The 21,842-nt window shown below is 39.2% G+C and carries 20 protein-coding genes; 13 read left to right on the top strand and 7 right to left on the bottom strand.

From position 1 onward, the window contains the following. Nucleotides 1-31 precede the first annotated feature (31 nt). The 4 genes from OQE68_RS16335 to OQE68_RS16325 all read left to right on the top strand — a co-directional run bounded on the left by OQE68_RS16335 (nt 32) and on the right by OQE68_RS16325 (nt 2,447). Nucleotides 32-481, top strand: a complete 450-nt coding sequence (locus OQE68_RS16335) for a DUF432 domain-containing protein (protein ID WP_180570961.1) — start codon at nt 32-34, stop codon at nt 479-481. A 199-nt stretch (nt 482-680) separates the two neighbouring features. Continuing rightward, the gene (locus OQE68_RS30880; RefSeq protein WP_219340194.1) at nt 681-1,184 is read left to right on the top strand and encodes a mechanosensitive ion channel domain-containing protein; all 504 of its coding nucleotides are present in this window, start codon (nt 681-683) and stop codon (nt 1,182-1,184) included. Between the two features lie 63 nt (nt 1,185-1,247). After that, on the top strand, nt 1,248-1,496 hold the full coding sequence (locus tag OQE68_RS30875; RefSeq protein WP_219340193.1) for a mechanosensitive ion channel family protein: 249 nt from the start codon (nt 1,248-1,250) through the stop codon (nt 1,494-1,496). Between the two features lie 33 nt (nt 1,497-1,529). Then, complete coding sequence (locus OQE68_RS16325; RefSeq protein WP_180570960.1) at nt 1,530-2,447, top strand: LOG family protein; 918 nt, start codon at nt 1,530-1,532, stop codon at nt 2,445-2,447. Between the two features lie 16 nt (nt 2,448-2,463). Here OQE68_RS16325 and OQE68_RS16320 read toward each other — a convergent pair whose 3' ends face one another. The 5 genes from OQE68_RS16320 to OQE68_RS16300 form a co-directional block, all read right to left on the bottom strand. Then, nucleotides 2,464-4,077 (bottom strand): Na/Pi cotransporter family protein, encoded by a 1,614-nt coding sequence (locus OQE68_RS16320; RefSeq protein WP_180570959.1) that lies wholly within the window; start codon nt 4,075-4,077, stop codon nt 2,464-2,466. Between the two features lie 318 nt (nt 4,078-4,395). After that, the gene (locus tag OQE68_RS16315; protein WP_255491050.1) at nt 4,396-4,518 is read right to left on the bottom strand and encodes a hypothetical protein; all 123 of its coding nucleotides are present in this window, start codon (nt 4,516-4,518) and stop codon (nt 4,396-4,398) included. A 271-nt stretch (nt 4,519-4,789) separates the two neighbouring features. Continuing rightward, nucleotides 4,790-5,401, bottom strand: a complete 612-nt coding sequence (locus tag OQE68_RS16310; RefSeq protein WP_180570958.1) for a MarC family protein — start codon at nt 5,399-5,401, stop codon at nt 4,790-4,792. Nucleotides 5,402-6,102: 701 nt separating this feature from the next. Further along, a complete protein-coding gene (locus tag OQE68_RS16305; protein WP_180570957.1) occupies nt 6,103-6,414 on the bottom strand; it encodes a chaperone modulator CbpM in 312 nt (103 codons plus the stop codon). Between the two features lie 2 nt (nt 6,415-6,416). Then, nucleotides 6,417-7,370: a DnaJ C-terminal domain-containing protein gene (locus tag OQE68_RS16300; protein WP_180570956.1), complete on the bottom strand. Its 954-nt coding sequence runs from the start codon at nt 7,368-7,370 to the stop codon at nt 6,417-6,419. Between the two features lie 315 nt (nt 7,371-7,685). On the opposite strand from OQE68_RS16300, the gene OQE68_RS16295 reads away from it, so the two are divergent. The 7 genes from OQE68_RS16295 to OQE68_RS16265 all read left to right on the top strand — a co-directional run bounded on the left by OQE68_RS16295 (nt 7,686) and on the right by OQE68_RS16265 (nt 15,590). Then, nucleotides 7,686-8,708, top strand: coding sequence for a DUF21 domain-containing protein (locus tag OQE68_RS16295; RefSeq protein ID WP_180570955.1), 1,023 nt, complete (start codon nt 7,686-7,688; stop codon nt 8,706-8,708). 14 nt (nt 8,709-8,722) lie between these two features. Then, nucleotides 8,723-10,081 (top strand): dicarboxylate/amino acid:cation symporter, encoded by a 1,359-nt coding sequence (locus OQE68_RS16290; RefSeq protein ID WP_180570954.1) that lies wholly within the window; start codon nt 8,723-8,725, stop codon nt 10,079-10,081. Between the two features lie 150 nt (nt 10,082-10,231). Beyond that, complete coding sequence (locus tag OQE68_RS16285; RefSeq protein WP_180570953.1) at nt 10,232-11,323, top strand: peptidase M42; 1,092 nt, start codon at nt 10,232-10,234, stop codon at nt 11,321-11,323. A gap of 79 nt (nt 11,324-11,402) precedes the next feature. Next, nucleotides 11,403-12,293 carry a DUF432 domain-containing protein gene (locus OQE68_RS16280; protein ID WP_180570952.1) on the top strand — a complete coding sequence of 297 codons (891 nt, stop codon included), beginning with the start codon at nt 11,403-11,405 and terminating at the stop codon, nt 12,291-12,293. Nucleotides 12,294-12,326: 33 nt separating this feature from the next. Continuing rightward, nucleotides 12,327-13,148, top strand: coding sequence for a mechanosensitive ion channel family protein (locus OQE68_RS16275; RefSeq protein ID WP_180570951.1), 822 nt, complete (start codon nt 12,327-12,329; stop codon nt 13,146-13,148). 368 nt (nt 13,149-13,516) lie between these two features. Beyond that, on the top strand, nt 13,517-13,954 hold the full coding sequence (locus tag OQE68_RS16270; protein ID WP_180570950.1) for an RrF2 family transcriptional regulator: 438 nt from the start codon (nt 13,517-13,519) through the stop codon (nt 13,952-13,954). A 337-nt stretch (nt 13,955-14,291) separates the two neighbouring features. Further along, on the top strand, nt 14,292-15,590 hold the full coding sequence (locus OQE68_RS16265; protein ID WP_180570949.1) for an OprD family outer membrane porin: 1,299 nt from the start codon (nt 14,292-14,294) through the stop codon (nt 15,588-15,590). Between the two features lie 92 nt (nt 15,591-15,682). Here OQE68_RS16265 and OQE68_RS16260 read toward each other — a convergent pair whose 3' ends face one another. Both OQE68_RS16260 and OQE68_RS16255 read right to left on the bottom strand, forming a co-directional pair. After that, on the bottom strand, nt 15,683-15,862 hold the full coding sequence (locus OQE68_RS16260) for a hypothetical protein (RefSeq protein WP_180570948.1): 180 nt from the start codon (nt 15,860-15,862) through the stop codon (nt 15,683-15,685). Further along, the gene (locus OQE68_RS16255) at nt 15,859-16,497 is read right to left on the bottom strand and encodes a DUF7689 domain-containing protein (protein ID WP_180570947.1); all 639 of its coding nucleotides are present in this window, start codon (nt 16,495-16,497) and stop codon (nt 15,859-15,861) included. The genes OQE68_RS16260 and OQE68_RS16255 overlap by 4 nt, the downstream gene beginning before the upstream one ends. A gap of 436 nt (nt 16,498-16,933) precedes the next feature. On the opposite strand from OQE68_RS16255, the gene OQE68_RS16250 reads away from it, so the two are divergent. Further along, nucleotides 16,934-17,323 (top strand): type III secretion system chaperone, encoded by a 390-nt coding sequence (locus OQE68_RS16250; protein WP_180570946.1) that lies wholly within the window; start codon nt 16,934-16,936, stop codon nt 17,321-17,323. Between the two features lie 13 nt (nt 17,324-17,336). Then, entirely contained in the window at nt 17,337-21,761 is a 4,425-nt protein-coding gene (locus OQE68_RS16245; RefSeq protein WP_180570945.1) for an ADP-ribosyltransferase, read from the top strand. Nucleotides 21,762-21,842: the final 81 nt, after the last annotated feature.

Below are 21,842 nucleotides of genomic sequence, written 5' to 3'. Positions count from 1 at the left end.
CTACCTTTATGAATATTTAAGCACTATGCAAATGAACACCAACATCAATCAACTTACGCTAGAAACAAGTAGCTCCACCAAGTGGTGGGGAGAAATGACTTTAGCTGTGGGAAAAAATCAAGTCTGGGATTTTGGTACATTGCTATTTAGTTTGAAGCGTCAACAACGTGAATGGCAAGTCCATTACAAGCATTTTAATTTAAACCCTGAAGCAGAGAGAAATGATGTATCAACTTGGTGCGGAGAATGCGACTTAACCGATGCTGACAATTTTAAGCGCTTTGTCTTTAGTCGCACCCATAAAGACCTGATAATTACTCCTATACTGCCAGATCGAAACCTGGTAGCCAAACCGATTGTCAGCATAACCTTAATGCTAGAGGAACAGATTACCCTTTATATCAGCGCAGCGTTGTGGCTTCGAGTTAGGGTTAAAAGCCCTACAATAGAGAGTGTTAAAAACAATAAAACGATTATCTAACACTACACGAACTACCTATCCGAGAGTTGTCGAATACCTGGTTTGGACCCAACACACCTAGAAGGTGAACTTTATTATACCAGTAAAACCCATGCGTTTGTTAATCAGTAATCATTAACTGAAGAGAAGTTTATTACCCGAGCATACGAAGTATTCTTTTCCTAATTAACCCTTTGTTGAATCACAATTTTGCACAACTATGGAAACACTAAGTAGCTTAGCTTTTAGCCAGATACTTATCAGTATTGCTTTTATTATCATTGGCTTTATTTTAGCTAAGCTCTCTACCAAGGAAGCCTCCAGATTAAGCAAGGACAAATTGACTCTGCACCAGTCATTACTGTTTCAAAGAATTAGTTTCTACCTTATCGTCGCACTTTTTATCATTACTGCCCTACAACAAATCAATGTAGATTTAGGTGTTATTCTTAGTACCGCAGGTATCTTATCTGTTACTATTGGCTTTGCTTCACAAACTTCCGCTTCAAATATAATCAGTGGTTTATTTTTTCTCGGTGAAAAGTCATTTGGTGTAGGCGATGTTATAAAGGTTAGTTCAACAACCGGAGAAGTGCTTGCTAATGACTTATTATCAATAAAATCACGTACTTTTGATAATTTATTTGTGAGAATTCCTAACGAAACAATCATAAAATTAGGGGTCACTACACTCACCCGTTTTCCAATCCGTCTTTTGACTTAGTGGTTGACGAGGCTTATAAAGAGGACTTATCCAAAGTTAAGTAAGTTCTATTAAAAGTAGCTAATGACTATCACCTGTGTTGAGAATATCCAGAGCCTCTATATATTACAAGGGTTTAGTGATTCTGTCATTAATATCCAACTTTCAGCTTGGGCTAATCGTGAAGACTTTTTAGCCTTAAAAAATGGCATTATTCAGCGGGTTAAAGAGGCTTTTGACGAAAACAACATTGAAGTACCATTTCCACATCGAACACTTTATACTGGCATTGAAACCAAGCCTTTTTCAATCCAGCACATTAAATCGCTTTGAACATATACCCAGCACGAATGGTAAAGGTAACCAATGTCTGAAGAAAATGAATTTGAATGTAGGGTTTTTCCCAGCGCAGCTGATGATGTAGAACACGCCAAGCGCGTTGAATGCAGTAAGCAGTTAATGGCTTCCTCTGCTTTTCGGCTAGCGTATGATGATAAAGCATTTGTTCTAAGGGATGAAATGAGACCCGTTAGGCTCCTACTGGAACTCAGCAAAACCGAGCTAATCCTTAATGACCATAATATCAATAACACAGTGGTTATGTTTGGTAGTGCTCGTATGCTTCGGCCAAAAAAAGCAAAAAAGCAGTTATTTGAAGCAAAACAATTATTAGCCCAACAACCCAGTAATCCAGATTTTAAACGTCAATATAAGCAAGCTAAAATACGGCAACAACAAACTGACTATTATATCCAGGCAAGAGCTCTAGCCAAAATAATCACCGAGCAATCCATGTTAGGTGATATACCAAACCTGTATGTTATTACAGGTGGCGGACCAGGTATCATGGAAGCGGCTAACCGAGGAGCAAATGATGCAAAGGGAAAGTCAGTGGGGCTTAACATAATACTACCAGAAGAGCAGCAGCCAAACCCTTATATAACCCCTGAACTTTGCTTTCGCTTCCACTACTTTGCTATGCGCAAAATGCACTTCCTACTAAGAGCCAAAGCATTAGTGGTATTTCCAGGTGGCTTTGGCACTCTAGATGAATTGTTTGAAACGCTTACCTTAGTACAGACTAAAAAAATAAAGCCCATGCCAATTTTATTATTTGGTAAAGCTTACTGGCAGCGGCTGTTAAACTGGAATGTCTTAACTGAAGAAGGAATGATTAATGAAGATGACTTAAACTATTTTTCCTACGTGGAAAGTGTTAATCAAGCATGGGAAATTATTGAAAAACATGTAAAAGGGTTACGTAAACTTCATAGAGATATATAAGTCTTTCATCACTAACCTACAATTCAGCTGGTAAATTTAAAACCGAAGAACCATCCTCAGTGGGCTCAGCTACCACTATTACAGCTAAACTTTTACAAATCGTATTCGCCTGAGACAATTGCTCGATAAATCGACGGCTTAAACTGGCAACCTGTAAAGCGAGATCTATTATATGTATTTCTGCTTTTTCATCGACAACTGCTGCAATGATCTGTTTTTTCAGCACATCATATTTTTCAATTAAACTCGTTAACTGTTCCTCCTCTAATACGTTGTCACAATGATGCAGTGTATAAGAAACCTGATCAACAGCAACTAACCATTGGCGCAAATACTCCACCGCTGTTAATCGGCCAAGCCGGATCGACTGATATAGCAAGACAGCTTCTGCATATAATTTGCATGCACTATATAGCCGATAAGCCACTGCAAGGCCATTAGTGACTATTTCACCTTGCTCTTTAGCCAGACTGGATTTCAACAATAAGCTAATAAATACATTAACTTGTTCAATTCTACTTTTAATCTGCTGTATTTCTTCCTGCTTCTTTTCACGAACAAAGCTGAGTTGCCCGACTTCTTCAAGTAATAAATTAAGTTCTAACACCATTGCCCGAATGGCTAAGTCAGGTACAGCGGCAATATTGGCATCTAAATATGATTTAAAGTGTCCTTTTACTGGCTTTTTATAACGCGCTAATAGGAAACGCGACAGGTATGGTTCAATAGGCCACATCAACAGCACGCCAATAATATTAAAACAAGTATGAAAAATAGCCAACAAAATTGTCAAGTTGCCATCTTTCCCAGTTAACCCTGCTATCCAAGTTACTAATGGCCAGAATACTGGCAACATGATAAGTGCTACTGCTGCTGTAAGTACATTAAAAACTACATGAGCCCATGCCAGTCGTTTTGCATTAACAGTTGCCCCCAAACTGGCAATAAGTGCTGTAGAGGTGGTACCAATGTTAGCCCCAATAACTGCTGCAGCAGCTACCTGAACACCCGCTACTCCACTGGCAACTGCAGTTAGAATAATAGCTATTGCTGCACTTGAAGACTGAGTAAGTAAAGTTAAAATAAAACCAATAAATAGGCCCCACAAGACTTCATGACCACCTTCAGCCAAAAAACTGGTGATATCAATTTGGTTGGCATAACCCGAAAAGTTTTCCTTAAGGGCATCAATTCCCATAAAAAGTAAACCAAAACCAGCCAACGCCATCCCCAGTGCTTTACCTCTTTCATAAGGGAAAAAAATCCGTAAGGCTGCACCGATACCTACTAAAGGAAATGCAAACGCATCAATTTTAACTGTAAAACCAAACAGGGTTACAATCCAAGCTGTTAACGTTGTCCCCACATTACTACCAAAAACGACCCATAATGCTTGTTGAAATGTGAGGACACCCGCATTAACAAAGCCGATAGTTGCAACAGTAACCGCACTGGATGACTGTACTAAACCTGTTATTAAGACGCCAGAAAACAGGCCTCGTTGTCGATTAGATGTCCATTTGGCTAATAACTGTTCTAAGGCTCTACCACCAGCTAATTTAAGCCCCTCTGTCATTAACCACATACCCAATAAAAACAGACCTAATGAGCCCACTAAATTAAAGATCACCTTTTTCTCCTAAGCATACCTTTTGCTCTGGCTAGCACTTTGACGCTTATTTCTACTTCTGTTAACGACAATCACTATTTTTAACTTGGTAAAACGATAAGTTGGCTATTATTGTCATACGTTATTAGCTAACCATCATAAAAAGGGTAAAGCTAATCTTAACCAGAAAAAATAAGGAAAATTCATGAATATTTTATTACATATTTTTAATATTTAGGTAACTATTCAGCTCAAAAAAAATGGTAATTTTACTTGACAGGTTTTTTGCGTTATTTTTGGAAGTTTAAACATTACTGGCAACTTACTTCATATATATGGCTAAATGCCTTGTTCTAGAAGCTGTGGTGCTAATTCCACTACTTGTTCTGCATAGGCTTCAACACGTATTTTATTTTCTTGATCGATGGTTTGACGCAAATCGAAAGCAAAAGTTGTACTCAATTTAAGATCAACCAACGCGAGAAGTGGAAAATCTAAGTCCTGTTGAGATTGACTCGTTGAGCCATTATAAAAGTAGCCTACCTCAGTCTTCTTTCCTTACTTATGTTGAGGTTTATTAACATTGAGCATAAAACCGTTTTTACTATGCTTTCCAAAGACAGATTCCTGTGACAATTCGACTTTGACAATCCCATTTTCGCAGTTTCTATTTTTGGTTCGATCTTACCATTCCAAGATCAAAAACTGTCTGCAGCATTGTTTATATTAGTTTTCAAAAATGCTGAGACCAAGCTTTAGCTCCTTGCATGATCATCTCAACAGACACAGTTCCCACATATAATGCAGTAATACGGCCTGCGATTTCTATATACCTCTGGATCAGCGGCTCATGACGTGTTCGAGCAGCATCGTGTAAGGCCTTAAGTCCTAACATGATAAATAGAGATATTAAAACTGCAATAAGAACTGCTCCACATGCCAATATTGCATCATGTCGTTTACCTATAATGACACTTGCACTGATAGTACCTGGTCCAATGAGAACAGGCATTGCAATTGCTCCCACAAGATGATCGGACTCTCCCTGTAGGAGCTCAATTGCCGTAGGACCACGGAAGACAAACTGCAAGCCAATAAGTAGAAATATAACACCACCGAAAATCTGAAATGAAGCAAACTGGGCTTGCATGAGGCCGGAAAAGACCGTATCGCCAAGGACCACAAAAACCCAAAAGACTGTTGTCGCAATCAGGCCAGCACGAACTAGCACACGAGCAAACTGTATGCGGTCAAGTTTTTGAACTACATCAATCAAATAGATGATTAAAAGGAAAGGATTAAGCAGCGCCAGTACTAAAGCTGAAGACTTCAAGAAATCTGTCATTCTATTCCCCATCATAAAATTAATGATCATTATTTTTATGTTGGTAATCAATGCTATTGAATACCGAGTAAACTGTTATAAAAGTGATAGTAACGAATTTACAATCAATAATGATTAAGTTAAGTAGTCAGCTATATTTTACTACTGTTTAACTGAGTTTATTTTTTGTACAAGAAATTATGCTTCATGCTTCTCTAAAACCAACTATACAAAATCTGTTTGTATAACTATAAATAATTATTTGATCTCTCACTATTGGAATGCCAAAACCAATTATTGACAGAGGAGCAGCTCCTAGACATTTTTATGTAAACTTGAATAGCTTTTCAGCAAAGTCAGTAGCTGCCTCTAATTTTACAATATAAGCATTATCTATTATTTACTCTAAAACAACTCCAATCATATCGTTATTTTCAGCAGAAATCGATTTCCCCCCTGAAATCAAGATAATCTCAGCACTTGATAATCTAAGAAAGAAAAAGAGTATTATCAAAACTATAATAAATTTGTATATCACTGATTTACTACCTATTAATATGCACTTATTAAATATAGTATGTCCTACAATTATCACTGTTTTTTTGCCTTGACTTCTGTCATGTCCAAGGGTGCACTAATATTTTGTTCACTCATTAACTATTTTTTGCTGAGTAATCGTGTCTGACAGACCCGACCTTTCTCTTATATTCTAATCACTCACATTAGCTTTTCAAAATGTTTAACTTTATCTGCAATTGCTCAACTTCTTCAATAAGGTCCAAGGCCAATGCGGCTCCTGCAGTATTAATACCTAAATCCTGTTTTAGTCGCTGGGCACTGTAAATCCGTACGATGCTGGTGGCAGCAAAACGCCATTTTTTTCGTTCGCCACATGGTTCAACAATGCCGTAATCAACTAGCTCCATCAGCTGTTCAGCCGAGATATGACAGGCATGACATAACTCAGCCATACTGATTTCTGTATCTGTATCGATAAGCACGCCAGAGATAACCACCATGGATGTTTTCTTCATGGTCACACCCCCAGATTTTCTCGTGGATTAAAATTCAAAGCGCCGGCAAACGCTTCGTACGCCTTTCTTGTTGCCTCGTCTTCAGCTTTAGGTAATGCGATTTCCAATACTACATACAGATCCCCAGGCGTATTCGCTGGAATTCCCCGGCCTTTCAAGCGTAATTTGGAGCCACCTTTGGAATTGGCCGGTATTTTGAGTTCCACCCTGCCTGAAGGCGTGGGTATTTTCACGTTCGCTCCCAAAATGGCTTCCCAAGGTGCTACCGGCAAAGTCAAATAAACATCTTTTCCCTCAACTCGGTAAAAGGAGTGTGGACGAAATTCTGCTTGCAGATACAAGTCACCGGCTTCACCGTTACCAACGCCCCCACTTCCCTGTTTCTCAAGTCGAATGTATTGGCCTTGGCTGATGCCCTTGGGAATACGCACATTGAGGGTCTTCTCTTTAAGCTCAGGCCTGCCCTCTTTACCTATGACTGACTGTTTTAACGTTATCGTGCGCGTGGTGCCTTGATAAGCATCATCAATATCAATCACTATCTTGGCATGAGCATCCTCACCCCGAGTATGAAATTCCCGGTAAGCACTGCGGTTACCACCCCGGGTAAAACCACCGCGACCAAATAAACTCTCAAAAAATTCACTAAAGTGTTCTGCTCTTGTATCTGTAAAACCACCGCCATGAAATTCAAACCCTTCATCCCAGTCTGGCGGTGGTCGAAAGTCCTGTCCCGCTTTCCAGTTGTTACCTAACTGATCGTAGGCAGCGCGTTTTTCCGGGTCTTTCAATACTTCGTAGGCTTCCCCGACTTCTTTAAAACGCTCCTCTGCATCCGTTGCTTTGTTCCGGTCAGGGTGGTATTTGAGCGCCAGCTTACGATAAGCTCTTTTAATCTCATCCTGGGGGGCATCCCTGTTAACCCCCAGAACTTGGTAATAGTCAGTGAATTTCATGTTGCCCCATAGCATTGTTAATTAATTATTATTGGCCACATCTAATCTATTTTAGGTACAAATTTGATTGGCAAACGAATCAGGTCAATTATCAGTTACGGATTCAGTGCAGCAAGCACCTAAAATGATTCTAATGAGCAAGCAAAGCTCTGTGGAGAGTGTCATAAGGGAAAAATACCTAAAGCTAATCTTAACCAGAAAAAACAAGGGAAATTCATAAATGTTTTATTACATATTTTTAATATTTAGTTTACTTACACTGACGCTAGCTTGGATACATTTATTACAACTAAAGCAAGACTTAAGGATTATCCTATGGATTTCTTGATAGGGCTAGGAATACTTGTTTGCATCACTCAGTCAGCTATGTTTTCGGGTTTAAACCTGGCTTTTTTTAGCATTACTCGCTTACGGCTTGAAATAGAAGCAGCAAAGGGGAATGAGCAAGCCAAGCAAGTACTCGCTTTACGTAAAGATTCTAATCGATTATTGGCTACTATCCTTTGGGGTAATGTGGGTGTTAATGTGTTATTAACACTGTTGTCTGATAACTTACTCGCAGGGGTTGCCGCATTTCTATTCTCTACAGTCGCAATTACTATTTTAGGTGAAATTATGCCGCAAGCCTATTTTTCTCGGCATGCGATAAAAGCAGCTTCTTTTTTCTCACCTGTTTTAAGATTCTACCAAGTTCTTCTTTACCCTGTTGCTACACCAACTGGAAAACTACTCGATTGCTGGATTGGCCCTGAGTCAATTAATTACTTTAAAGAAGATGACTTTTACCAACTCATCAAATTACACATTACCTCTTTTAAAACTGATATCAGCCATATTGAAGGTACAGGAGTAATTAACTTCTTAGCACTCGATGATATTCCTGTGAAAGATGAGGGAGAGATAGTTAGCCCAAAGAGTATTATTGCCTTATCCTTCAAAGAGGGTAAACCTGTATTTCCTGATATTACTTGTAATCCCGATGACCCTTTTCTTAGACTTCTAAATAGTGCTAGAAAAAAATGGATTATCATTGTTGATGAAACCCAAACGCCCCAAGCTATCATTAACGCCTACCGTTTTACCAGCGGCGCCTTATTTGATGACCCTCCATTTGATCCTATCAGTTATGTGCTGAAACCATTGATTATTAAAGATAACCATGCTCAATTAGGTTATCTTATCAGCCAGTGGAAAGCGTGGGGAGATTTATTAGTCAATGATGTAATACTGCTGTGGGGCACCAACAAACGAATTGTTACTGGCTCTGATATTTTAGGCAGGCTACTTGAAGGCATTATAAGTACATCGTCCCACAAACCAACACCAGAACAGATATAAATCGAGAGAATGGTATGAGTCTTAGTCAGCTAGAAAAACAACTTCCTTCATTTCGATTAATCCCTGACGCCTTAGCCCGGTTAGTTGAAGGCCGGTTATGGGTAAAAGTGCTAATTGGCCTTGGTTTGGGAATAATAGTGGGTATTTTATTAGGCCCCGACCTTGCTTTATTTTCAAAAGAAACTTCATTGGTAATCGTTGGCTGGCTCGCATTACCCGGCAAATTATTTATAGCAATGGTACAAATGATTGTTGTGCCATTAGTCTTTACGTCCATTATTCGCGGTTTAACATCCACTTCCGACTTGGAAACATTAAAGCGAATGGGAATTCGTTGTGGGCTATTTTTTGTGGTAACCACAGCTATTGCTTCAGTTATTGGATTAACGATCGCTGGGCTTATAAACCCCGGTGATTTTGTAGACCGAGCAGCAGTGAAAGTCAGCTTAATGAGTGAGCCTGCGCCGCCAGCTGTTGTTAACAAAACCATGCAAATTCCCTCTATCGCTGAACTACCTCATACATTACTAAACCTGTTACCAGTCAATCCCGCCCAGTCCATGGTACATGGAGAGATGTTACAGGTGATTCTATTTGCCACGATTATTGGTATAGCCCTGCTTAATCTAGCGACTAAAAAAAGCGAGCCAATTTTTAATTTGATGATTTCAATTCAAGAACTGTGTATGAAGATCGTTTCCTGGGCAATGGTCCTAGCACCTTATGCCGTATTTGGTTTGATTGCACGATTAACCGCCATGGTTGGTATTGAAATACTTGCTGGTATGTTTGTTTATATGTTAACCGTCATTTTGGGGCTGGCGATATTATGTGGCTGCTATCTATTTTTTATCAAATCAGTCAGCGGTATCATACCTAAGCACTTTATCAAAGAGTCGAAAGAGCTTTTATTAATGGCATTTTCTACTTCCAGTTCTGCCGCTGTCATGCCACTTTCGTTAGAAACAGCCGAAAATAAACTCAATATCCCCCCTCATATTGCCAAGTTTGTCATTCCCTTAGGTGCAACAGTTAATATGACCGGCACTGCATTATATCAATCTATAGCAGTTGTATTTCTCTCTCAGGTATTTTCAGTACAACTCGACACCATGAGTTATGCTTTGGTGGTTTTTATGAGTGTTGCTGCTTCTATTGGCTCACCAGCCACACCCGGTGCCGGCATTATTATTTTAGCTATGATATTAGAATCGGTCGGTATTCCATCTGCAGGTGTTGCATTATTGCTAGGAGTAGATCGCATTTTAGATATGATGCGAACAACAGTGAATGTCGTAGGTGATTTAGCTGCCTGTATTTTCTTGAAAGAAAATCAACGAATAGCAGGGCTAGCTAATGCCAATCAAACCTAATAACATTTCATATATTGTCAACACAAACTATTTTTAGTTAAAACACAAATAAGGCTATAGTAGACATACGCCGAACAGGTTCACATTAACCTTGCTTAGGTCTGGTTCTTGTTTAAGTATTTATTGCTACTTTTAGGACAATAAAAGCCGATGGCAAATCACCACTTATCACTATGGAATAGTTCAGAAGCCAGCCTTCCAGCTTCTTTTCTGGACTTACTATCATTACTTATTCGTAACCCTTCTGTCGTAGGCGCAGAACACCCCTTCTTTCGTGTATTACAACGTGAACTTGAAGAACGTGGTGCCCATGTTACCTGGTATGAAGGTGTCTTAGTTGCCCAGGGAAGTTCCCCCAACAGCCTGATGTTTTCAGCTCATATTGATCGACATGGTCTAATGTGTACAGGTCCCAATGAGTTTCAATATGCAGCTTTTATTGCAGGCGCTCGTTCTGATTTACTCGGCAATTCAGTAAGCGAGCAATTAATGCAAAAGATATCTGATCGCTTTCAAGATACTCCTGTCTATGCCTACGAGCCCTGGTCAGGCACTTATCGAGGCAAAGGTCAAATCTGTGGTACATATATTTGTGAGTTTCGGAATAACTTAATCTTCGAGTTAAGTGGCCTAGAACACTTAGTAGCGGGCACACCTATTGCATTTACCGACAAGTTAACTGTCACATCAGAGGCGCTGATTGGCCAGTTAGACAATGTATTAACAGCAGCAGCACTCGTTTATTTATTTGAGTTAGGGTTTCAAGGCACCGCTTTTTTTACTGCACAAGAAGAAGCAGGTAAAAGCTGGCGTTATCTGTTGGAATGGTTTCGTCGGTTTGGTGGTTCTACTAACCAATTGATTGTAGTAGACACCAGTCCATTCAAAGATTTTGCAAGTGCTAAACAGCAACACCTGGTGTTAAGGAATAAAGATGCCAATGCACTATTTAATCAAGTCTTAACCCAACAATTAGCATCACTCTGTCAGCAACACAGCATTGAAGCACTATTTAAAGACCAGTATGTAGAACAAGCAAATACAGCATTAGTTACACGAGGTGAAGCACCTAACTCCATAGGTTCAACAGAGATGGGCAGAATTATTGCCGCCTCTAACGGCTTGGTGGATGGCACAACCTTACAAATACCTACATCGGGTTATCATACCATGATGGAGTCAGCACCAATAACATCAGTTAATGCATTTCTGCATGCTTTAAAAACATTAGCTCAGATATAACCTATACACTATGCATATAAATGCCAACACCAAACAACTTATATTAGAGCCAAGTGCTTCTACCAGATGGTGGGGCGATATGACTTTCGCCATGGGAAAAAACCAAGTCTGGGATTTTGGCACATTGCTGTTTAGCTTAAAGCGGCAACCACATGAATGGCAAGTCCACTATAAGCACTTTAATATAAACCCTGAAGCTGAGCGAAATGAAGTGTTAACCTGGTGTGGAGAATGCAGTTTAACTGATGATGACAACTTTAAGCGATTTGTCTTTAGCCGTACTCATAAAGACCTGACAATCACCCCTACATTGCCTGATCGTAACCTTGTTGCCAAACCCATTGTCAGCATTACCTTAATGCCAGAGGAGCAGATAACCCTATACGTTAGTGTAGCACTGTGGCTTAGGGTAAGCGTCAAAAGTCCTACAATAGAAAGTATTAATAATAATAAGGATGATTATAAAACCTTATGTGAGCTTCCTATACGTGAGTTGTCGAATACCTGGTTTGGCCCCAATACTTTAGAAGGAGAGCTTTGTTATGCCAGCAAAACCCATGCGCTGGTTAACCAGGAATCATTAACATTAAAGCCCTATCGAGCGATTGTTCCTGTATCTGTAATCAATAATCAACCAGAAATTTTAAAAGTTGAAAAAATCAATATACCCGTACCGGCTTTAGGTTTGTACCGTAACAGTAGTGGTTTATTTTGGGCATCAGGCGTAACTTTAGTTAAATTAAAAAATAGTAATCAAATTAAACTATCTACAACTAACAACACCAGTATCACACCTGCTGATAAGTCTGATAATGGGGCAGCTTCTGGAATCTATACAATAGCAGACGAGCTTACTAATACGAGCAATACATCTGCCTCTCAGTTGCAACAATGGGAAAACGTTTCTGTCCCCCGCAGACCCATTGAAGAAAAGTTTATAACCCGAGCATATGATGTATTTTTTTCCTAATCAATCTTATTAAATTACTATTTTTTTACAGCTATGGAAACTCTACGTAACTTAAGTTTTAATCAAATATTTATTGGCATTGCTTTTATCATTATTGGCTTTATTTTAGCCAAACTAGCGACTAAAGCAATTGCCACATTAAGCAAAGATAAACTTACCAAACATCAGTCACTTTTATTTCAACGAATTAGTTATTACCTGATTGTTGTACTTTTTGTCATTACTGCCCTACAACAAATTAATGTAGATTTAGGCGTTATTCTTGGCGCCGCAGGTATCTTATCTGTGGCTATTGGCTTTGCTTCACAAACTTCTGCTTCTAATATAATCAGCGGCTTGTTTTTACTCGGTGAAAAACCTTTTGGAGTAGGTGATGTTATCAAAGTTGGTTCAACCACAGGAGAGGTTCTTGCTATTGACTTATTATCAATCAAGTTACGTACTTTTGATAACCTATTTGTAAGGATTCCCAACGAAACTATCATAAAGTCAGAGGTCACTACCCTCACCCGATTTCCAATTCGTCGTTTTGATCTAGTAGTTGGCGTGGCTTATAAAGAGGACTTAACCAAAGTTAAACAAGTGCTATTAAAAGTAGCTGATGATTTTCAACTGTGTTTAGAAGACCCAGAGCCACTTTATTTATTGCAAGGTTTTGGCGATTCAGCCATTAATATTCAACTTTCCGTCTGGGCAAAGCGCGAAGATTTTTTAGCATTAAAAAATGGCATGATTCAACAGGTTAAAAACGCATTTGACGAAAACAACATTGAAATACCATTTCCACATCGTACACTTTATACCGGTTCAGAGACAAAGCCTTTTCCTATTACTCAGCAAGCTAATATACCTTGAGTAGACAACCCATATCAGGCCTGAAACTTGACGCCCCCTTGCCAATAACTTTCATTGAAGCCTTACCTTACAGGGCAATATATAACCAGCATGAATAGTATAGAAAAGCGTAATACCTAATTATACCCATACCAGTTAATCAAGCTGCCGCACTTGCTGGCGTAAGCTTTTGCTTCTCTCCCTTCAAGCCTTGAAGCTACCAAGGCTTGCCCAACATCGCTGAAGCCCCCAAGTCATTGATGTCTGACGAGACTTTCTGTCTAGTCGGTCTGGTTTAGATAACATTAAACGAACCAAAAGCCATACAACACTACAGTAAGATAGGATAGAATGGTGTTGTTAACGTTAACACCCGGTAGTTATCCAATATGCAGCTAAATCGTTTTACTGATTACTCAATCCGCGTTTTACTTTACGCGTCAGTTAACCGTGAGCAGTTAATTACGATGGCAAGTGTAGCTGCATTCTATCATGTCTCGGTTGAGCACATGCGCAAAGTTGTACATAACCTAGCCAAACTTAACTATATCAAAACCTATAAAGGCAAAAATGGTGGCTTTGAGCTTGCCTGCGATCCCACTGAAATTAATTTGGGTCATGTTATCAGAGAAATAGAGGGCCTTACCCCTCTAATCAATTGCGAAAAAGAAGAATGCCGTCTTAACCCTCAGTGTACACTTAAGGGAATTCTGCGTGAGGCTCAAATGGCATTTATCAGCTCACTTGAACAGTATACGTTAGCTGATTTAGTAACCGATCAATTTATGCAGAAAAGCCTCAATATACAACTGATTCAAAAAAGTTAATGAGCCCCCTTTGATCCTGCATGATCACGATAAAAATAATTTAAAGCCATACATTCCAATAGTATACGACACTAATAATCCATGTCGTACACAACGATATAACCAAACGAGCATCGACATATAAGAAATTTAAAGTAATACAAAAGCTGTTAATCTTAAGAAATTATTTTACACTATAGCGGCTATGAAGATTTCTTACTTTTGATTTATTCACCTCCACTATGGAGGAAATATACTTCGAAGGCATAACCAATAAATACCTAAACATTTGCTGTGTATTTTTAGCTAAATTTGTATATAAAAAAGCTTGAGCTGATAGATATCAGGAGTAACCGAGTTGAATAAATATTTTGTAGGCACCACATTGTGTGCGACCCAATTGCTAACAATAACTGGAACTGCTGCCGATTCCTTTATTGATGATTCAAAACTAAATCTACAACTACGAAATTATTATTTTAACCGCGACTTTCGTACTAATGATTCAGACAAACAAAGTTACCGTGAAGAGTGGGCACAATCTTTTTTCCTTAATTATGAGTCTGGCTACTTTGCAGATATTATTGGGGTAGATGCTTCTATTTTCAGCACCTTAAAACTGGATTCTGGTAAAGGCACCGCTGATACAGGCTTGCTACTTAATACAAATGATGGTGACTCAGAAAGTTATGCATCTCTTGGTGTTGCACTACTTAAAGCCAAATATGCTGAAACTGAAATTAAGTGGGGACGCCAATTAACGACCTCACCACTGCTTTATTACGGCGACTCACGAGCTCAACCACAATCCTTTAAAGGTATCAGTATCCAATCAAATGATATTAGCAACCTCACCATAAGTGGCGGGCGTTTTACCGAAGTAAAAAACAAAGCCAGCAGTAACTTTGAATCGTTCAGCGCAGAAGGCAAAAAAACTGAGTATGGCTTTAATGGTGAGTCCGACAACATCAGCTTTGTAGGCTTAGATTATAATTTAAGTGACACATCCAGTATTAGTTTTCATACCTCAAAATACGACGATATTTGGAAGCAGTTTTACTACAACTATAATCAACGCTTCTCAATAACTGACGATGTAGCCTTAAGTATGGATTTAGTCCATTATCGTACTATTAATGATGGCGACCCAAACGATCCTAACTACACAGACCGTGACAACAAGTCGAGTAGTGCCAGCTTTAAACTTAGCAAAGGCGGTGCCGGTATAACGGTAGCTTATCAAACGGTTACTGGTGACTATTTGTATGACTACATAGCCGACTCTGATTCGATTTTTCTAGCAAACTCAGCCCAGCTATACGATTTTAATAATGAAGACGAACGCAGCTGGCAACTAAGGTTTGACTATGATTTCAGTGGGGTAGGTGTTCCAGGGTTAAGCTTTATGACCCGTTATATCAAAGGGGACAACATTGACCTAGACTCCAGTATTTCTCAAACAGCAGTTGGAATCAGTGGTGAGTCCCGTCGAGGTGAGGAGTGGGAGCGAGATATCGAAGCACGTTACACCTTGCAAAGCGGTACTCTAAAAGGCATGCAATTTAGACTAAGATTGGCAACATTACGAACTGACTATAATAATAACGACCGGGATGAAGTTAGATTAATTGTTAACCATAGTTTTGATTTGTTATAGCATTGGAGGTTGCCAAATTCAAAGTACGGTGTTTTCAATAAAAACTGCTACCTATAATGATTAGGCAGCAGTTTTTAATTAAATACTATATATTATGAGTAATACACATAGTCTGACTCAGCCTGTACAAGAGATGCTGCATATTCTTGCAAAAGTTTATATTGCTCCTCAGTTTGCACATAGGCTTTACCTCTGGAAACTCTCCCATCTGCAATTAAGTTATCAACGGTCTCTTTATAGTTAGCTAAATTTAACTTGTCAGCCTTATTCAACTGGTAATAAACCTTTTCTTCTCAAATACAAAGCAAGCTTCTCCATATACTCCACCGCCTAAGAGTTTAGGATCACCAATTTCAATAACTGGCCCCGACCCCATCTTAGATTCCCACGAACCATTTATTTTTTGGCAAATTGAGTGAGTTGGATAAACAACACCATCATTAAACTTCACTACTGTCGCAAGAGTACTCTTAAGCTCATCACTTATGCGCTTATTACTGGCTAAAATGTCTCTCGCCCCCTGTGGTGTTATGCCAAATACAATAATTTTTTCTTTTCTTGGGTTACGTTTAAATGGGTCAGGCTCCTGATCTAGATTGGTAGCGGTGTAGTCCATACATGCAAACCATTCAATAACAGCACTATGTGCCTCCTGGGCATCCATATAAAGAGCCAAAAGATCTGCCGGCCCGTCATATCCAGAATTAAGACGAACAGCATAACAGTGACAGTTAAGACTATCATCTACTCCACTTGTTTCAGTAAACTGTTGCGCTTCTAATTGAGGTAATTCATCCGGGTACTGAGCCAAGTAATCACTAAACTGATGATTAGTAGAAACCACAATTTCTTGGCCTTCAGTACTTATAGAAGTAATATTAAACAATGCATTGCTTGAAGTTTTCATGTTCACCAGCTTTTACAAAGTGACAACATAACCTGATAAGCTATAACTTTAACTGAAACAGCAAGTTTTCCGATATTGAATCTGGCCAGACTTTATTAGCATCGGAGTATATAAGATGCAAAAACAAAGCAGTCAAATAATATTAATAGTAAGCTACTATTTTAAATAGTCTTCTAATTTTTGGCCCCAAAAAAAAATCCATATAAAATATATTTAATCCATTAAATTCCGACATTAATCAAAATTTTTAATTTCGTCTAACAACCCTTCAAAGCTGTCGCAATGAATATCAATGATAGAAACTTGCATATAAAAAAGCGTGAAACATAAAAAAAAGCTGCGAAACATTAAAAAAAAATACTGCAACCTATATATTCTTAAACTGATATAAACCTAATGCTTACTATACACCCAACTCTTAGTGTCGGCTTTAAATATGAATAAAGAAGAAATTATTAATGTATGGCTTGCAGAAATTTCTGGCGGTCAATGGCAGTTATTAAATAATGAATGCAACTTAAATTCTGAAGATGGACAACACTATGCCACTATCATTCATTACCCTAATCGCTTAGCTATTCTTTTTCCACTTCCTCCCGCAGATCAACCAGATAATAAGCAGCAACTACACAACAAGTTATTAATGCTGAACAACCACCCTGATGCTATCGGCATCGCTTCTTTTTCATTAGCAGCAGACAATGCCACCATCGTGCTTTCAACATCTCTACCCGACAGTTCGGTGCTTTCAGAAAATCTAGAAGAATTTTGGAAGCACTCAATCAGTCTGCGAAATGCCTTATTTGAAGCCGTCATTAATAACTAAAAAAGGGTAGATTATGTTTAATTCAGCAATAACTCATGGTCAACCTAACCCGACCATTACAAGTATTACACAGCCCCAAATAACAACTGCACCCGGCGCAGGAAACCTGACGCAAGTTTCGACGGCAGCTGTCCCTTTAGTGAGTCACCAACAGCCACTCAATCAACAGTCTGCTATCACCCCTCCCTTACAACAAGTTGAACAAGAGTTCAATAAAGCAGTTTTACGTGTGGCTCAATATGAAGGCAACATTGAAAATAATATTCGAGATAATGTTGAACGATTATTTCCTGAAGCTAGCCCATCTCATAAGGAAAAAATGGTTGCAGAGTCAGTTGAAAAAGTGGCTGAGGCCAACCAGGCATTTGAATTTAATCATTTAGGAAATGACTTACTTGAGCATCCAGCAGTCGAGTATATGTCAAAATCCTTCCTCCGTCGGGTATTAGAAAACCTGTCGACAGCTCAAGAAAAAGGCTTAAAAGTTAATGTTGCTAAAACTAGCCTGGATGCTGGCATAGGCTTTCTTGAAGGATGGAGCGAAAACGACACTGAGTGGGCTAAGCAAATGAATGCGGTACTTTCAGAGGGAAAAGCTAATTCCCGCGTACTCACCACATTAGCCTACCATCATATGCGCACTTTTCGAGACCCAAACCTTCTGAAAGGATTGGGTGACTCTGTCAATCAAACACTATTACAACAAAAGGAAGCTAACGAACGATTGGATATCTTCCAAAACCATGAGGCGGGTGATCAGCCCAAAATGGCAAAACCAATCACTACACAACCTCATGGCTGGGCTTGGCTAAAGTATGCCGACTGGAAAGCATCTGCATTAGTAGACCAAAAAACAGACCAGGACTTTATTGGGGAAAGGTTTGGTACTGACCCCCATAAAGGAACAGGCTTTGGTTTTAAAGGAATGCAGGAAACGATGAAACCTGCCCCTTATCAAAGTGAGGCTGCCTCACTTAAAGAAAGAGATAGTCATGAGTCTGGTTATGGTGGCTTTGTTATCAATGACAAGGCAATGAAAACCGTAGGCAACGACCAGCCTGAAGTCTCAGTGAACTGGCGTCAGCAGAATATGGATAAGAAACTCCCCATGTTCGCCGGTCCATCCAGTACTACCTCATACATGTATGAGGTCGCCAGATTGTTAAAACTACCACCCGAAGAAGCGCAGCCGTTCAGACTGATGTTATTAGGTTGGATGATTCAACCGCGTGATCACAGCTTCACTGAAATAATGGGGGCTTTTGATGCCTATGCGATGGAGCATCAAGACAAAGGCCAGGCTGTCGTCGACACAGATGCGAAAATGGCCTGGAAAGCACGGGAAAATGGTGACTGGCTAAAAGCCTACGAAGACTTACTCACTGAGGATATTGACTTGCCAGCTCAACCGGCAAAAACCATTACGTTAAATGGACAAGAGATCCATCTTCCCGCCCAAGAAGCCGTTAAAGTAAGCCGACCAGAATTCAACCAAGCGCTGACGGGAAAAACCGATAATAGTGCTTATCCTGGACACTATGCTTCTGATGGTTATCTAAAAACGTTGAATGTCGCTATTAAGAACGCTCAAGAACCTAAAGATACTGTTGGCTTAGCTGACGAGAAAATAAAATATGCACCACTCAATATGGATAACTTGAAGCTTTTCAATTATGTCGAGCATAAAGTGCTTCCTCGGCCTGAAAAAGCAGCATCAGGAGAACCTTTTCTCAACACAGAAAAAGATAAAGTCGTAACAGCCTGGTTAAATGATTTAGCACCAGAAGATCGAGAAAATTTACTTCAAACCTCTGCATCAATTCTGGCTGAGTCTACCCAAGCAAGCTCAATTAGTAATGTTTTCCACTATAACGAACGTAACGCCATATGGGAGACATTCCTGACTGTGCCTCAAACCAACCAAATAACGGATCAATTTCAGTTTGAATCCCTAGGTAGTTCGAAAGATGCTTTCAATTATCTCTTGGATGTTGCACAAGATAAGACGACACCCGAGGCACGCCAACAAGCCATTCTTGATGCCCTTGGAGATAACACACACAACCAAGACACTCTGATGAAAGGCATGCTTATGGGAGTATCACGGTTTTATACCGAAAATGGCGCCAATGTGATTAACCCAGGATACGGCGACTTTGCCCCACCCAAAGATGCAGAGGAAAACCAAGCACGTTTGAAGGCACTATTAAAAAGAAACCAATATAACACATCAGCTGAACGGGAAGCGGCAAGAGCTGAATACAATAAAGTGGTGGATGTTTTAACCACGGCAGTTGAATCTCCCATGTTTGAGCAATATTCAGGTAAAGCTTGGCATGGTGCCCAAGTTGATGTTGCCAATGCGGCTATCGAAAAAGGGACTGGGTTTAAATTCCCAGGCTTTATGAGCACCACCCACGATGCCAATGTCGCTCATGGTTATCTACAAAAAGGAGCCATTTTTCAAATTAATAATGCCAAGAGCCTTGGTGCTCATATTGAAGGGATTAGTGGTGCACCAGGAGAAAAAGAGGTGCTGATGTCAAATGACACCTCATTTAATGTTGAGAGAACCTATACCATCCATATGGAGAAGGGAGAAATTCCTCCTGAATTCAACACATCCCATGTTAAACGACAAATTTATATTCGCAAACATGGCGAGCCTATCAATATACGAGTGACAACGCCTGACGGCAAGGTAAGTACAGAAGGAGAAAAAGAGCTTAGCGATTTAATTGCACTGCTAAAAAAAGACCGAAAAGATTTGGATACATTAACAGTCGTCGTCTTAACACCTGAAAAAGCTAAGTCCAATAACCAACAGGAACGAGAGAACTTACTTAAAAATAGTATTGCTGCTAGAAATCAGCTAAGCGAATATAAAGCTCAGCGAAATAAGCTGAAAGAAAATTTTCAAACGATAGATAAACTAACTGAACTAGCTGATAAGCTAAAAGGCAGCAATTTAGAAAGTGCATCTACAGCAGCAAAAGCTCTAATAAGCGAAGAATTCACTGCTGATATGGCACATATGCTCTATAATCGTCATAGCTCAAAGGAATCTCAACAACTCAAGTTAATTGCCAACCATGATTATATTAATTTACTAACTGCCGCAATTAAGGATGGAAAAATCGATGCCAAACATGCTTTGGATGTATTAACTGAAAATGATAAAAAATTCTCAACAAATCAGCCCGGTTATTTATTCCAAATTGCAGAATTTGCAAAAAATGATCCAAAGTGGGCAAACTCTGTAGCTGACTTGATTACTAACATCAATGACAATCTAAAAGCGGCTGGAAATAAAGAGTCTGATATCACTGTCAGAATGGCGCTACTCGCTCAAAACAGCTATAGAGAAAACTCTACCGGCTGGCAAAAACTTCGAAACAAATTTAGTAATGTTTTCCAAGGCGGCCAGGGAGATAGAGATTTTTATAGTAAAATATTTGGCAATGGAAAAGAAAAGAACCTTACACCTGGGGCAATGGTGATTGCAAGCAAACTTCAAGCAAAAGAACTACTACCCACAGCTAAAGAAGTAAAAAATACCATATCACCCCATCGGCTAAGCGATTTTGACCGAGCAACAGATAATGCTGATAATTTCATAAAGAAAAATCATCACCTTATCACTAATGCTGAATATAGAGCAGCAAAAAGTTCGAATATATTAACGTCAAACATTAAGAGAAGCAATATTGATAAAATTATAGTTAATGAACTTAACAAAATTGATAGAAATGAAAGATCAACTAAAGTCGACAACCAAATAAGTAAATTTGAAAGAGAATTATCCAATCAAATCCGTGATATTTGGGATAAAACAATAAAAGAAAGAAAGCGAAAATTATCTTCCAGTGAAGCTGAGTTTTTAAATACCAACATGCCTCAATCATTAATAGATGAATACATCAGTAAGGCTAAAAGTCATCCTGACTTTGCAAACTTAATGAAATCACAAGCGCTTCATAATCACGAAGGCATTCAACCAGAGGAAATTAAAATAAAGCCTGGAGCTTTTGATAAATTAGAAACAGAAATTGCTAAACTTGCTAAGGACTCAATAACATCACGTGTTGAGAGCTTATCTGATAAAGTCATCAAACAAGCTAAATCAGATTATACAGACTTTAAACATAAGCAGGAGCAGCAAAGACAACAACAGCTTGAAGAACAAAAGCGTGTTCAAAGAGCTAGAGCTGCCAGCCAAACTACTTCAAGTAGAAGCTCTCGCCCTACATCACAACCAACTAGTTCATTTGGTGGCTCTTCAGCATCGAAGTATTCAAGCCCATCAACACCAAAAAGCTCAACAACGACTAGCTCGGTCACCAATACCTCTTCTAGTACATCAACACCAGCGCCCAAACCATCAAATGGCCCTAAAGACATGCTACATCCGATGAGGGCAGAGTTGATGAAGAAGTAAATAGAGAGATTGTAATGTAAACCACCACTAGCATTGCTCAACCAATGCTAGTGATTTGCACCAAATCTGCACATTTGCACC

Origin of the sequence: Spartinivicinus marinus, from assembly GCF_026309355.1 — a bacterium.
GTDB classification, from domain to species: Bacteria; Pseudomonadota; Gammaproteobacteria; order Pseudomonadales; family Zooshikellaceae; genus Spartinivicinus; species Spartinivicinus marinus.
This window is presented reverse-complemented; position numbering and strand designations above follow the sequence as displayed.

What these genes read in the sequence shown, in the direction of transcription:
- OQE68_RS16335 (WP_180570961.1), top strand. Translation starts at nt 32, where the DNA reads ATGAACACCAACATCAATCAACTTACGCTAGAAACAAGTAGCTCCACC.
- OQE68_RS30880 (WP_219340194.1), top strand. Translation starts at nt 681, where the DNA reads ATGGAAACACTAAGTAGCTTAGCTTTTAGCCAGATACTTATCAGTATT.
- OQE68_RS30875 (WP_219340193.1), top strand. Translation starts at nt 1,248, where the DNA reads ATGACTATCACCTGTGTTGAGAATATCCAGAGCCTCTATATATTACAA.
- OQE68_RS16325 (WP_180570960.1), top strand. Translation starts at nt 1,530, where the DNA reads ATGTCTGAAGAAAATGAATTTGAATGTAGGGTTTTTCCCAGCGCAGCT.
- OQE68_RS16310 (WP_180570958.1), bottom strand. Translation starts at nt 5,401, where the DNA reads ATGACAGATTTCTTGAAGTCTTCAGCTTTAGTACTGGCGCTGCTTAAT.
- OQE68_RS16305 (WP_180570957.1), bottom strand. Translation starts at nt 6,414, where the DNA reads ATGAAGAAAACATCCATGGTGGTTATCTCTGGCGTGCTTATCGATACA.
- OQE68_RS16300 (WP_180570956.1), bottom strand. Translation starts at nt 7,370, where the DNA reads ATGAAATTCACTGACTATTACCAAGTTCTGGGGGTTAACAGGGATGCC.
- OQE68_RS16295 (WP_180570955.1), top strand. Translation starts at nt 7,686, where the DNA reads ATGGATTTCTTGATAGGGCTAGGAATACTTGTTTGCATCACTCAGTCA.
- OQE68_RS16290 (WP_180570954.1), top strand. Translation starts at nt 8,723, where the DNA reads ATGAGTCTTAGTCAGCTAGAAAAACAACTTCCTTCATTTCGATTAATC.
- OQE68_RS16285 (WP_180570953.1), top strand. Translation starts at nt 10,232, where the DNA reads ATGGCAAATCACCACTTATCACTATGGAATAGTTCAGAAGCCAGCCTT.
- OQE68_RS16280 (WP_180570952.1), top strand. Translation starts at nt 11,403, where the DNA reads ATGACTTTCGCCATGGGAAAAAACCAAGTCTGGGATTTTGGCACATTG.
- OQE68_RS16275 (WP_180570951.1), top strand. Translation starts at nt 12,327, where the DNA reads ATGGAAACTCTACGTAACTTAAGTTTTAATCAAATATTTATTGGCATT.
- OQE68_RS16270 (WP_180570950.1), top strand. Translation starts at nt 13,517, where the DNA reads ATGCAGCTAAATCGTTTTACTGATTACTCAATCCGCGTTTTACTTTAC.
- OQE68_RS16255 (WP_180570947.1), bottom strand. Translation starts at nt 16,497, where the DNA reads ATGAAAACTTCAAGCAATGCATTGTTTAATATTACTTCTATAAGTACT.
- OQE68_RS16250 (WP_180570946.1), top strand. Translation starts at nt 16,934, where the DNA reads ATGAATAAAGAAGAAATTATTAATGTATGGCTTGCAGAAATTTCTGGC.
- OQE68_RS16245 (WP_180570945.1), top strand. Translation starts at nt 17,337, where the DNA reads ATGTTTAATTCAGCAATAACTCATGGTCAACCTAACCCGACCATTACA.